Below are 12,950 nucleotides of genomic sequence, written 5' to 3'. Positions count from 1 at the left end.
GATGTTCGTGAGCCTGCTGGCGCTGGTCGCCGCACAGCCCGCCCTGGCCGAGGTGGTCGCGACCGCGAGTTCGCCCGACAAGTCGATCACTGTGTCGGTGTCGGTCGAGGGCGACGGCCGCGCCTATTATGCGATCAACCGCAAGGGGAAGCCGATCATCGCCAATAGCGCGCTCGGCTTCCTGTTCACCGACGCGCCCAAGCTCGACCGCTATTTCGCGCTGGTCGATGCCAAGACCACGAAGAGCGACACGACCTGGACCCAGCCGTTCGGCGAATGGCAGACGATCCGCGACAACCACACCGACCTGGTCGTCCGCCTGAAGGAAAAGGTGCGCGACCAGCGTGAGATGCAGGTCACCTTCCGCATCTTCGACGACGGCGTCGGCTTCCGCTACACGCTCCCCGACCAGCCGAACCTGCATCACGCCAACATCGCCGACGAACTGACCGAATTCGCCATCGTCGAAGACGGCGTCGCCTGGTGGAAGCCGGCGTACGGCTGGAACCGCGAGGAGTATCTGTACAACGCGACGCCGATTTCCAGCGTCGGCACCGCGCAGACCGTCGCGACGTTCAAGCTCGCCAGTGGCACGCATCTGGCGATTCACGAGGCGGCGCTGGTCGACTATTCGGCGATGAATCTTCAGCGGTTCGAAGGCACGAAGTTCAAGGCGAACCTGACGCCCGGATCGGGCGCACCCAAGGTCAGCCGCGACGCGGGCTTTTCGACGCCGTGGCGGACCATCGCCATCGCCGACGACGCGCCGGGGCTCTACTATGCCAGCCGCATGACGCTGAACCTCAACGAGCCGAACAAGCTCGGCGACGTGTCGTGGATCGAGCCGGGCAAGTTCGCCGGCGTCTGGTGGAACATGATCAAGGGCGTGTGGAGCTGGTCACGCGGGCCCATCCACGGCGCGACCAACGCGCATGTCCGCCAATATATCGACTTCGCGGCGGCGAACGGCATCAAGAACGTGCTGGTCGAGGGGTGGAACGTCGGCTGGGACGGCGACTGGTTCGGCAACGGCAACGACATGAACTTCAGCCAGCCGACCGAGGATTTCGACATCAAGGCGCTGAGCGAATACGCGCGCGGCAAAGGCGTCCGCCTGATCGGCCACCACGAGACGGGTGGCTCGGTCAGCCACTATGACAAGCAGCTCGACACCGCGTTCAAATTCGCCGCCGATCATGGCGAGCGGTTCGTGAAGACCGGCTACGTCACCGACGCCGGCCAGATCGAGCGCGTCGACCCCGATGGCTCGAAGTATCGCGAATGGCATGAGGGCCAGTGGATGGTGAACCACCACCTGCGCGTCGTGCAGACCGCGGCCAGGTACAAGGTGTCGGTCGACGCGCACGAACCGGTCAAGGACACCGGGCTCCGCCGCACCTATCCCAACTGGGTCGCGCGTGAAGGCGGGCGCGGCATGGAATATATGAGCTGGGCGGGCAAGAATCCGCCCGAGCATGAAGCCAACATGGTCTTCACCCAGCTGCTGGGCGGTCCGATGGACTTCACGCCCGGCATCGTGAGTCTCAAGGGCAGCGAGAACAGCGACATCCCCTCGACGCTCGCCAAGCAGCTGGCGAATTACGTCGTCATCTACTCGCCGGTGGTGATGGTCGCCGATACGCCGGAAGCATACGCGCAATATCCGGGCGCCTTCCAGTTCATCAAGGATGTCCCCACCGACTGGACCGACACCCGCGTTTTGAACGGCGAAGTCGGCGATTACGTGACGATCGTGCGCAAGGCGAAGGGCACGAACGACTGGTTCCTGGGGTCGGTCGGCGACGAACAGCCGCGCACGACGACGATCACACTCGACTTCCTCGATCCCGGCAAGACCTACACCGCGCAAATCTACCGCGACGGGCCGAACGCCGATTACCGCACGCCCAACCGCCACGCGATCACGATCGAGAGCAAGGCGGTGAAGCGCGGCGACACGCTGACGCTGGCACTGGCCCCGGGCGGCGGCCAGGCGATCCGCTTCGTCGCGCCGGGTGCGACGAAGGGCAAGCGGCGGCGCTAAGCGCGGGCCGCATTGTCTCCCCTCCCTGGACAAGGGGGGGGCTGGGGGTGGGTTGGCCAGCCGCAGCGGATTTGCCCGGCCTCATACCGACCCACCCCCGACCCCTCCCTTATCCAGGGAGGGGAGGTTTTGACTCCAGAGAGGCGACGATGACCGAAACAGCAAACCGCCGCCCGCGGCAGGACTTCGCCGGCCTCTGGAACATCAGTTTCGGCTTCTTCGGCATCCAGATCGGCTTCGCGCTGCAGAACGCGAACATGAGCCGCATCTTTCAGTCGCTGGGCGAAAGCCTGGACGATCTGGCCTTCCTGTGGATCGCAGCCCCCCTGACCGGGCTGATCGTCCAGCCGATCATCGGTCATTATTCCGACCGCACCTGGGGCCGGTTCGGGCGGCGGCGGCCGTATTTCTTTGCAGGCAGCGTCTTCGCCGCGCTGGCGCTGTTCGGCATGCCCACCGCGCCCGCGCTCTGGGCGGCGGCGGTGCTGCTGTGGATGCTCGATGCGTCGCTGAACGTTTCGATGGAGCCGTTCCGCGCCTTCGTCGGCGACATGCTCGACAAGGACCAGCATACCGCGGGCTATGCGATCCAGACCGCGTTCATCGGCGCAGGCGCGGTGGTCGGATCGGTGACGCCCTATGTCCTCGATCACCTGGGCGTCGCGAATGTCGGACAAGGCGGCGGGGTGCCCGATACCGTGCGCTACAGCTTCTACGCGGGCGGCGCGGCGCTATTCCTGGCGGTGCTGTGGACGGTGCTGACGACGCGCGAATATTCGCCCGAGCAAATCGCGGCGTTCGACGGCGCTACCGCAACCGCAGCCGAAACGCCCGCCCCGCCGCAATCGACCGCAGGCGCGCTCGCCTGGATCGCCGGCGGCGTCGCCATCGCCGCGCTGGTCTTCGCGGTCGGGATGGAAAAGGAACTCTACGTCCTCGCCGGCCTGCTCGCCGCCTATGGCATCGCCCGGATCGTCGCAGCGCAGCTCCATGCGCGCGGGCGCAGCGACAACCTGCTGACGCACATCGTCGGCGACTTCGCCGGCATGCCGCCGATCATGAAGCGCCTCGCGCTCGTCCAGTTCTTCACCTGGTCTGCGCTGTTCATCATGTGGATCTACACGACGCCGGTCGTCGCGCAATATGTGTTCGGATCGAGCGACCCGACCAGCGCCGCCTACAACGCCGGCGGCAATTGGGTCGGCATCCTGTTCGCCGCGTATAATGCGGTGGCGGCGCTTGCCGCGCTGTTCCTGCTCCGGCCGCTTGCGCGCGCGATCGGCAAGGTCCGCACTCATGCGCTGTGCCTCGCCATCGGCGCGCTCGGCTATCTGTCCTTCCTGTTCGTTCGCGATGCCAAGCTGTTGCTGTTGAGCGAAGTCGCGATCGGCATCGCCTGGGCATCGATACTGGCGATGCCCTATGCTATCCTGGCGTCCAGCCTGCCGCGGGCGAAGCTCGGCATCTACATGGGGTTGTTCAACGTCTTCATCGTCGTGCCGCAGCTGCTGGTCGCGACCGTGATGGGCACGATCGTCCGCCACCTGTTCCCCAACGAGCCTGTATGGACGATGGCCTTCGCCGCCGGGGTAATGGGCCTCGCCGCGCTGGCGACGTTACGCGTGCAGGAGGATCAGCCCGGCTGAGCGGAGCGAATTTCGCGGCAAGCGGCCCTCGCTCGCCTTCAACCCGTGGAACGGGGTCGCGGCGCATCGGCCGCTCGGCGGCATCATGCGAATCCGCAAGGCAGCGTATGAATCGTCCTCCAGCCAGCGGCACAGGCTGAATGCCGTGGCTCGGCGCGAACCACGCTCGCTTGATGAAATTCCGGACTGATCCGAACCAGAAGGAGCCGTTCATGGCCGACAGTAAAGATCCCAGGCTTGATGACGAAACCCGTCTGCAAGAGTTCCGTCGCCTCGCCGCAGAAATCGCCGCCGATGCCCCCACGCTGGCCCGGATCGCGATCGAAGGCTTGATCCGCAACCACAACCCTCTGTTCAAGGGCACCGCCGGGTCGGCGGGCCGGGCCGGCCGGCAATCGGGCAATGTGTCCGAACTGACTGCAATCGCCAAACTCAAGCCTGGCGGCGGCGACCGGCTGCGTCGCATCTTCAACCTGACCGGCGGCAATTTCGACGGCGCCCAGAAAGTTTCGACGCTGCATGACATGCGTTTCGTCCTGTTCGACGACGACACGCGCATCCTGTTCGCTACGGCGTACGACGGTGACTGGGATACCTATATCAACGACTTCGCGACCAAGATCCCTGACCTGATGGATCTCTTGTTCGCCAATGTCGAAGGGTGGCCGGGGATTGCCTCGCCTGACGTGAAGGATTTCATCGCCGATCACCAGATCGACGCGGCCGGTTGGTTCGTCGCCAACCCGCAGGTGACGGTTGTGGACGTGCGGCGGCTGCAGCGGATGGAGACGGCGCTCGATGCCTTCCTCGATACAATGGCCGGCAACACCGCTGTGGACCCCGCGACACGGGACGCGCTGGCCCTGCTGTCCAGGCAGGTGTCGGTGCCGCACGGAGTGGATTACTGATGGGTATCCTCCAGCACCTCAAGGACCGCTTCCGCCCTGACCGCGTGACGCTGCAGCTGGACGACATTCAGGCGTTGATCCTGCGCGCGCGGCCTGAACCGTATGTCGGCATTCACGCAATGCTTCACGTCGACGACGCCGCGGGTGGCCGCGATCTCCTGCGAAGGCTCGCGCCGCATATCCCTGCCGCAGCAGACTGGACCGAAGAGCTGACGGCATGGACCGGCGTGGCGATCAGTCACGCGGGTCTGAAGGCGCTTGGGGTGCCCGAAGGCTCGCTCGCCAGCTTTCCTCTGTCGTTTCGTCAGGGAATGGCGGCGCGCGCCGAGCAGCTGCGTGACGCGGGAGAGAATGCTCCCGAGCAATGGGAGGAGGCGTATCGCGACAATCGCTGCCACATCGCGCTCACCATCTTCGCTTCGGATCAGGCCCGGCTTGACGAAGCCACCGACCGGGCAATGTCCGAATATCATGCATCGAGCGGCGTGACGCTGATCGGAACACATCGTTTCGGAGCCGATGCGGATGCCAAGAACCCGTTCGGCTTTCGTGACTCGGTGTCGCAGCCGACCGTCGCGGGTGCCGGGGTCGATCCACAGCCGGGGCAGGAGCGCGCGATCGCGCCGGGCGAGTTCATCCTGGGCGAGGACAGCGAAACGGGAGCGCCGCTGGAGATACCGCAGCCTGACGCGCTGGGGCGGAACGGTTCCTATGTCGTGCTGCGTAAGTATGACAGTCGACCGGGCGCATTCAACGATTTCGTGCGCGGCCAGGCAAACGATGAGGCGGCGCAGGAGCTGCTGGCCGCCAAGATGTTCGGCCGCTGGCGATCGGGGGCACCGCTGATCCTGTCGCCGACCCGCGACGACGAAGAGCTGGGCGCCGATCCGGCCCGGCGCAACGACTTTGATTTCTCGGGCGACAAGGCGGGAATTGTCTGTCCGCATGGCGCGCACATGCGCCGCCTCAATCCGCGCGGTGAGCGACTGACGATCCTGACCGACGAAAACATCCACCGGATCATCCGCCGCTCTTCCACCTTCGGTCCGAAATGGTCGGCCGACCTGACTGCTGCCGACGATGGCGAGGACGATCGCGGCATCTTCTTCATCTTCATCTCGGCACGTGCGTTCGACACGATCGAGTTTCTGCAGCAGGAATGGATCAATCGCGGTAATTTCATCGACCTGGGGAAGGAGCGTGATCCTGTGGTCGGCCTGCATGAGGAACCCGGACGCTTCACCGTGCCTGCCGAGCCGGTTCGTCGCCGTATAGACGGTGTCACCACGTACAACCGGCTGCGTGGCGGCGAATATATGTTCATGCCTTCGCTCACCGCTTTGCGATGGATCGCGGCAGGATCGTGGAACTGAGATGCCTGACCATGGTCCGGGCCGCTACGTTAAATATCGGCATCCGATCAGGGTCGGTCCGGGAGCGATCGACGATCTCGATCATGTGAACAACGCCATCTATCTCATGTGGATGCAAGAAGCGGTCAACGCCTATTGGCACAAGACCGCGCCGCCAGAACAGGTAGAGACGCTCGCCTGGATCGCGCACCGTCATGACGTGGTCTATCACAGGCCCGCCGTGCTGCACGATCTGATCGTCGCCGTAGTGCGCGTCATTGGTCATCAAGGATGTCGTGCCCACTTTGAAACTCGCTTCGAGCGAAACGGCGAAGACGTTGCCATAGTTGAGTCTACGCTGGTGTGCATCGATCGCGGGTCCAGGCAACTTGTGCGTATTCGTCCCGATCTTGCTCAGCATTTTTATCTTCGTGACACTGAAGCAACTACGGCTAGTGGAGCCATGCGATGACCAGACAGATCCTCCGCGCCGTTACGATAGCCGCAATGGCGTTTGTCAGTGGATGTACCACGGTGGAGCGCGTGCCGTTTACCGGGGCGCAAAGTGCCGCGGCCGCTATTGCCGGTGCGCCGGACGTCCGTTTCTGGGCGGATCTGCCGGATGCCGCGCAGCGGATGCGACCCGATGTGCCGGCCGGGCAGCCGGTAACGATGCTGGCCCTTTCGGGTGGTGCTGACGAGGGTGCCTATGGCGCCGGTGTGCTCAACGGCTGGACGCAGAGCGGCACGCGTCCGGAGTTCAGCGTTGTCACCGGGGTCAGCACCGGGGCATTGATCGCTCCCTTTGCCTTTCTGGGCAAGGAAGGCGATGCATCGATCGCCCGGTTTTACACCAGTGTATCCGCAAGGGACATCTTCCATCCCCGCTTCCCACTTGCGATACCGGGATCGACCAGTGTCGCCTCCACCGCACCGCTTGCGAAACTGATCGCACGTGAGGTGACACCGGAACTTGTCGCGCGCATCGCGGAGGAACAGGCCAAGGGGCGCCGCCTGTTCGTCGCCACCGCCAATCTCGACGCGCAACGCAGCGTGATCTGGGATATGGGGGCAATCGCCGCCAGCATGTTGCCGGACAAGGTCGAGCTGTTCCGGCGGGTATTGCTGGCATCGTCGTCCATTCCTGTGGTGTTTCCCCCGGTGGTGATCGACGCGTCCAGCAACGGGGCGCCCGTACGCGAGCTTCATGCCGATGGCGGGACGACCGCTGGCATCCTCGCAATCCCGCCGCAGCTCGCGGTCAGCGACGCGCCGATCGGGGACGCCGCCCGGCTGCACGTCTACCTGTTGATGAACAGCAGGCTTGGCGGCGATTTTCAGATGGTGACGCCGCGGCTCGTCCCAATCCTGAAGCGCGCCTTCGCGCTCAACCAGCAGGCAGCGCTGCTGACACTGGCGGAAACCAGCTACGTCTACGCGCATCGCCACGGCATCGACTGGAACTTGACGTTCATCGGGAACGACGTCGCACCCAGTGACCGCCTGTTCGAGACGACCTACATGCGACGCCTGTACGCCTATGGCGTCGAGCGGGGACGCACTGGTTCGTGGCGCAAGACGCCGCCCACCCCGGCCGATCTTGCCGTCGCGGATCGTTTCGATCATCAATAGAACAGGATCATCGCGGTCGTGGTTCGTCGATTGCCGCGTATGGCCGGGATGACAGAATTGACGATGATCGGGGGCTGGGCAGGGTTCGGGATGGCACGCGCGACAATAATCGCGGCATCGCTGATGCCAATCGCTGCCGGCGCGGCAGCACAGGACGTCGCCATGACGTTCGATGCGGCAAGCCGACGCCTGGAAACGACCTCGCCAGCGCTGGCGGCCGCCGACCACGCAGAAGATGCTGCGCGCGAAACGGCAGCCGCGGTAGCGACGCTCAGGCGTCCGGTCGTTACCGCGTCGGCGCAGTACATTGAATATCAGAAGACGCTGGCGGTCGATCTAACCGGACAGAAAGAGGATGCGCGCGATGCGACGCAGGATTTCCTGTCCGGCATCCCGATGACCGTCCCGCCTGCGTTTCAGCAGATTGCATCCGACATCGTGGGCAGGATCGGGCAGGCTTTGCCCGGCCTGTTCACCGCGATCCCCGACCAGCTGAGCTATCGCTACCGTGACGATGTGTTCCGTCCAACGGTGCAGGGGGTACTGCCGCTCTATTCCGGCGGAGCGATACCTGCGATCCAGCGCGGCGCCCGCGCAGCCGCTGACATCGCCGCGGCGCGCGCGGCGCAAGGGCGCGACCTCGCGCAGCTCAACCTCATCCGCGTCTATTTCGGCGAACAGGCCGCTGCGGCGCTCGCCGCGTCGGCGCGGGAAAGCCGCGACGCACTCGACCGGCTGCTGTCGGACGTTCGCAAAATGGAGGCCGCTGGGGTCGTTGCTCACGCGCGCACGCTCGAGGCGCAGGTCGCGCGCGACACCGCCGAGCGAACCTGGCAGCGCGCCGCGATCGCCCACGATGGTGCCCGGGACGACCTTGCCCGCCTGCTTGAGGTGGACCGGGTACGCCCCACCACCGGTCTCTTTGTCGTCAGTCATCCGCTTGCGCCCGCGGGCAGCTTCACCGGCGGCGAGGCAAGATTACCACAGACGCGGCAGGCCGACGCGGCAGGTGCGGTCGCCCGCGCCGGCGTGGACCTTGCGAGATCGCGCTACCGCCCGCAGGCGTTCGCGTTCGGCGAATACAATCTCAACCGATCGAATGCATTGCCGACCGAGCCTGACTGGGTGGCCGGAGTCGGCGTGCGCTACACATTGCTGTCCAACGTCGATCGTCGCCATGCCCTGAACGCAGCAAAGGCAAACGCCGCGGCCGCCGACGATGCCGCGCGTGAAGCGCGCAAAAGCGCGATTACCGCGACGTTGCGCGCGTGGGATCTGGTCGAATCGGCACGGCGCGCCTTTCTGCTGACCGACAGTTCGCTCGCGGCTGCACAGGAGAATTTGCGAGTGCAGGAGATTGCGTTCCGCGAGGGAGAAGCAACGATGACCGCGGTGCTGGCCGCGGAAGCCGCCCTTGCCACGGCCCGCACGCAGCGGGCGGCGATCGCCTATGAATATGACCTCGCGCTGGCGGCGCTCCTGTCAGCATCGGGCCAACTCGATACGTTCGCGGATCATATCGCCGGCGCCGACATCCATCTGCCCACGGATGCCCGCCCATGACCGATCCGGCAGTCGACGTCGATCCTGCCGCCCCCTCGCGCCGCGCGCGCTGGTTGCTGTGGATCGGCATCGCCGTCGTCGTCGTAATCGTCGGCCTCGGGCTGTGGCTGGCGAGCCGTCCCGCGCCCGAACAATGGCAAGGCGAGGTGGAGGCAGATGAGATCAATGTTGCCACCAAGGCGCTGGCTCGTGTGGAGACGCTGGCGGTGGACGAGGGCGACCGGGTCCGCCGCGGGCAGGTGATGGCGATCCTGTCGGCGCCGGAGATCGATGGTGGTCAGCAGCAGGCGCAGGCGGCGCTCGACAGCGCACGGGCGCTGCAATCGGTGGCGATCGAGGGGGCCAGGGCGGAAGACCTGACCTCGTTGCGTTCCACCTGGCTGGCGGCACAGGCGACGGCCGACCTAGCAGCGGTGTCGAGCCGCCGTGCCGACACGCTTTATGCGCAAGGTGTTATCGCCGCGCAGCGCCGCGACGAGGCTCATGCCGCGCGCGACAGCACCGGCCGTGCGGCGGAGGCGACAAAGGCCCAGTACGACAAGGCACGCGCCGGCATCAGGCCGCAAAATCGCGCGATCGCCGACGCGCAGGTCCGCGCCGCCGGAGCCGCGACCGCGACCGCTGCCGCACTGGAGCGCGAGAAGCGGCTCGTGTCTCCGATCGACGGCGAGGTGTCACGCCGGTTGCTGCGCCCCGGCGAGATCGTGAGCCCGATCCTGCCGGCGTTTCAGGTGATCGACGTCGATCACCCGCACGTTGCGTTGACCGTGCGCGAAGATGCCTATCACGGACTGACGCCCGGTCGCCTTCTCGTCGGCCACGTCCCGGCGCTCGGCCGCGACCTACGGTTCCGGATCAGCCACATTGCGCCGCAGGGCAGTTTCGCGACATGGCGCGCCACGCGCCAGTCGCGCGGCTATGACGTCCGCGCGTTCGAGGTCACGCTGAAACCCGAAGGCGGGGCGCAAGGGTTGCGGCCGGGCATGAGCGTCCTGTTCGAACCACCGGCGTGACGCCCGCAATGGTCACCGTGTATAATGCGTGCCGGGCCGAATGGGGCCGCATCATTTCGACGCCTGTCGATCTGGCGTTGCTGACCGTCATGCCGCTGATGTTGCTCGGCGCGATGGCGGCGATGCTCTCTGCCGGATCGCCGCACCATTTGCCTACCGTCATCGTAGACCGCGATGGCGGTGTATTGGCCCGGCGGATCGTGCGCGCCATCGACGCCTCCCCAGGCTTGCAGATCGTGGGCCGGGTGCCCGACGTTGCTGCCGCGGTGACGATGATGCGGCGCGAACAGGCGGTCGCCGCCGTGGTGATCCCCCGGGGCGTCGGGACCCGTAATGCCGGTCGCGCCCCGGTCGAGATATTCCATCAGGCGGCGTTCCTGTCGACGGGGGCACTCGCGGCGACGAACCTGCGCGTTGCAGTCGCCGCCACGCTGGCGCAGTACGGGGCGTCCACCCACGGCGTGGCGGGACTGGCCGCGATCGATCCGGCGTTGCTGCCCGGCGTGCAGGTGACGGTGCTCGGCAATCCATCGCTCAGCCTGGAATGGTATCTAGGACTGCTGCTGGGCCCGGGGGTGTTGCACCTGCTGATCGCGGTTGCCTGCGTAGGAAGCATCGGGGTGCTGATGAACGATGGCTCGTTCGCCGCGTTCGCCGTACGGGGTGGCGTTGCGGCAACGCTGGCCGGGCGGCTTTCTCCTCATGTGATTGCGGGAACGTTCTGGGGTGTTGCGTGGCTGCTATGGCTCACGCTCGCACAAGGCTATCGCGCAGACGGATCGCTGCTGCTGATCGTGGCGGGGCAAGCATTGCTGTTCGTCGCCACCGCGGCGGTCGCGCTATTGCTCGTCGCTGCAACGCGCAGCATTGCCACCGCCTTGTCGGGCGCTGTCATCGTTGCGGGATCGGCGCTCGCCTATTCGGGCGCTTCGCTGCCGATCGATGGCGCGGGCCTGTTCGCGCGGGTCTGGCACCAGGTGTTGCCGCTGACCCACTACATGACGCTGCAGATGGATCAGGTGCTTGGTGCCTCCGCCGGGCCGTTCCTGAAGGCAGCGGGAACGCTGCTGCTGTATCCGCTGGTCGCAGGCGGCCTGGGCATAATCCTTATCCGCCGTGACCGGGAAGGCCGATGACGTTTCGCGCGGCTCTCGAACACACGCTATTGACGATCGTCACGACGCGCGATCTCCTATCGCTCGCGATATTGTCGGTGCTGCTCTATGCCTTCTACTATCCAGCGCCCTATGCGCACCAGTCCGCCCGCGCGCTGCCCGTGGTGGTTGTGAACGGCGACGGCGGGACCGCCGCGCGCCGCCTGCTCGACGATCTTGGCGAAACGCGCAGCGTCCGCGTCGTCGGCGAGGTTCCCGACATGGTCGCCGCGCGCGGTGCCGTGCGTGACCGGAAGGCGGACGGCATCCTGCTGATCTCGCGCGATTTTACCGGCGGCGCGCTGACGGGTAGAGGTACGGCGGGCATCGCATTGTGGCTGAACGGGACGTATCTGCTGCGTGCGCAGAGCATCGGCACCGGCGTCGCGGCGACGCTGGCCGGCGCGATCGACCGCTGGCGCGCGGCGCAAGGCGGTGCCCGGCTTGCGGCGATGCCGACGATCCTTGTCCACCCGTTGTTCAACACCACGCTCGGCTACCGCGACTACATTTTCCCGGCGGTTGCCAACATCATCCTGCAGCAGACGCTGTTGCTCGCCTGCGCCCGGCTGATGGCGGAACGCCAACGCCGCAGGGAACGGCGGATGTCCGTCGCAGCCGCGCTTGGCATGTGGGCGGCATGCACCCTTGTCGGCGTGCTGTCCGCCTTGCTCTATTTCGGAATGATCTATTGGATCCAGGATATCCCGCACGCTGGGGCGCTGCCGGCGCTCCTCGTCGCAGTTCCTGTCTTTGCGGCAACCGTGGCGGCGCTCGGGCTGTTGCTGGGTAAGTTGTTCAACAGCGGCGACGATGCATTGAAGATCCTGTTGCCGACATCTGTGCCGCTCGTGTTTCTAGCGGGTTTTGCCTGGCCACTCCACGCAATGCCGGGCTGGCTTTCTGCGCTCGCCTGGTTTTCCCCCGCCACCTGCGCCATGCATATTTTCGTTCCTTTGAATCAGATGGGTGCAAGCTTGGAGGACGTATTTGGTCCACTGGCCAAGCTTATGGCACTCTTGGCGCTTTATGGAGGGCTGAATATCTGGAGTAGCACCAACAGCGCGCGTTGAATTTTTCAACAGCCACGTTCGGTTGTGACACCTGCATCTATAACGTCCGCCGCCGATAGAGCACCTTCACGCCGGGGCCGAACGGCTGATGATCGTGGGGATGTGTAAATGCCACCGGCATGGTTCTCTTGCCCATGCCGGCGGACTCGCACCCTAGGTGACCTGCTCCCCGGTTTCAGGCCGCTGATAAGTTAGCTTCGGTGTCCTCGTGCCCCTGGCAGGGGCGGTTGGTGAACTCGGCGGGTGCCATACCGCCGAGGCTGCTGTGCGGACGCACGGTGTTGTAGTCGGTCCGCCATGCCTCGATGATCCGTCTCGCTGCAGCCAGCGAGGGGAACAGGTGCTCGTTCAGGCACTCGTCGCGCAAGCGACCATTGAACGATTCCACAAAGCCATTCTGCTGCGGCTTGCCGGGCGCGATGTAGTGCCACTCGACACCGGTGTCCTGGCACCAGGCCAGGACGGCATGACTGGTCAGCTCGGTTCCGTAGCACATTGGGAAGCGGCCTCTCGAAGGGCCGCGTCGCCTTGATGGAGACAAGGGCGCGTAGCGCCCGCCGGCTTC

At 65.5% G+C, this 12,950-nt stretch carries 11 protein-coding genes; 10 read left to right on the top strand and 1 reads right to left on the bottom strand.

The window, feature by feature from the left end:
- Position 1 precedes the first annotated feature (1 nt).
- From ACH0BU_RS14705 to ACH0BU_RS14660, 10 genes are all read left to right on the top strand, one after another.
- On the top strand, positions 2-2,044 hold the full coding sequence (locus ACH0BU_RS14705; RefSeq protein ID WP_500264259.1) for a glycoside hydrolase family 97 protein: 2,043 nt from the start codon (positions 2-4) through the stop codon (positions 2,042-2,044).
- A 149-nt stretch (positions 2,045-2,193) separates the two neighbouring features.
- Positions 2,194-3,690 carry an MFS transporter gene (locus tag ACH0BU_RS14700; RefSeq protein ID WP_500264233.1) on the top strand — a complete coding sequence of 499 codons (1,497 nt, stop codon included), beginning with the start codon at positions 2,194-2,196 and terminating at the stop codon, positions 3,688-3,690.
- Positions 3,691-3,902: 212 nt separating this feature from the next.
- A complete protein-coding gene (locus ACH0BU_RS14695) occupies positions 3,903-4,598 on the top strand; it encodes a hypothetical protein (RefSeq protein ID WP_066693438.1) in 696 nt (231 codons plus the stop codon).
- Entirely contained in the window at positions 4,598-5,971 is a 1,374-nt protein-coding gene (locus ACH0BU_RS14690) for a Dyp-type peroxidase (protein WP_066693436.1), read from the top strand. Before ACH0BU_RS14695 ends, ACH0BU_RS14690 begins: the two co-directional genes overlap by 1 nt.
- A gap of 1 nt (position 5,972) precedes the next feature.
- Entirely contained in the window at positions 5,973-6,422 is a 450-nt protein-coding gene (locus ACH0BU_RS14685) for an acyl-CoA thioesterase (protein ID WP_500264232.1), read from the top strand.
- Entirely contained in the window at positions 6,419-7,582 is a 1,164-nt protein-coding gene (locus ACH0BU_RS14680; RefSeq protein WP_500264231.1) for a patatin-like phospholipase family protein, read from the top strand. Before ACH0BU_RS14685 ends, ACH0BU_RS14680 begins: the two co-directional genes overlap by 4 nt.
- Positions 7,583-7,645: 63 nt before the next feature.
- Positions 7,646-9,145 carry a TolC family protein gene (locus ACH0BU_RS14675; RefSeq protein WP_500264258.1) on the top strand — a complete coding sequence of 500 codons (1,500 nt, stop codon included), beginning with the start codon at positions 7,646-7,648 and terminating at the stop codon, positions 9,143-9,145.
- On the top strand, positions 9,142-10,158 hold the full coding sequence (locus ACH0BU_RS14670; protein ID WP_174195218.1) for an HlyD family secretion protein: 1,017 nt from the start codon (positions 9,142-9,144) through the stop codon (positions 10,156-10,158). The genes ACH0BU_RS14675 and ACH0BU_RS14670 overlap by 4 nt, the downstream gene beginning before the upstream one ends.
- Before the next feature lie 8 nt (positions 10,159-10,166).
- Complete coding sequence (locus ACH0BU_RS14665) at positions 10,167-11,294, top strand: ABC transporter permease (RefSeq protein WP_500264230.1); 1,128 nt, start codon at positions 10,167-10,169, stop codon at positions 11,292-11,294.
- Positions 11,291-12,385, top strand: coding sequence for an ABC transporter permease (locus ACH0BU_RS14660; protein ID WP_063690355.1), 1,095 nt, complete (start codon positions 11,291-11,293; stop codon positions 12,383-12,385). Before ACH0BU_RS14665 ends, ACH0BU_RS14660 begins: the two co-directional genes overlap by 4 nt.
- A gap of 175 nt (positions 12,386-12,560) precedes the next feature.
- On the opposite strand, the gene ACH0BU_RS14655 is transcribed toward ACH0BU_RS14660, so the two are convergent.
- Positions 12,561-12,950, bottom strand: a 390-nt coding sequence (locus ACH0BU_RS14655) for an integrase core domain-containing protein (protein WP_500264229.1), incomplete at its 5' end; no start/stop codon positions are given.

This window comes from Sphingomonas olei (assembly GCF_045369765.1).
GTDB classification, from domain to species: Bacteria; Pseudomonadota; Alphaproteobacteria; order Sphingomonadales; family Sphingomonadaceae; genus Sphingomonas; species Sphingomonas panaciterrae.
This window is presented reverse-complemented; position numbering and strand designations above follow the sequence as displayed.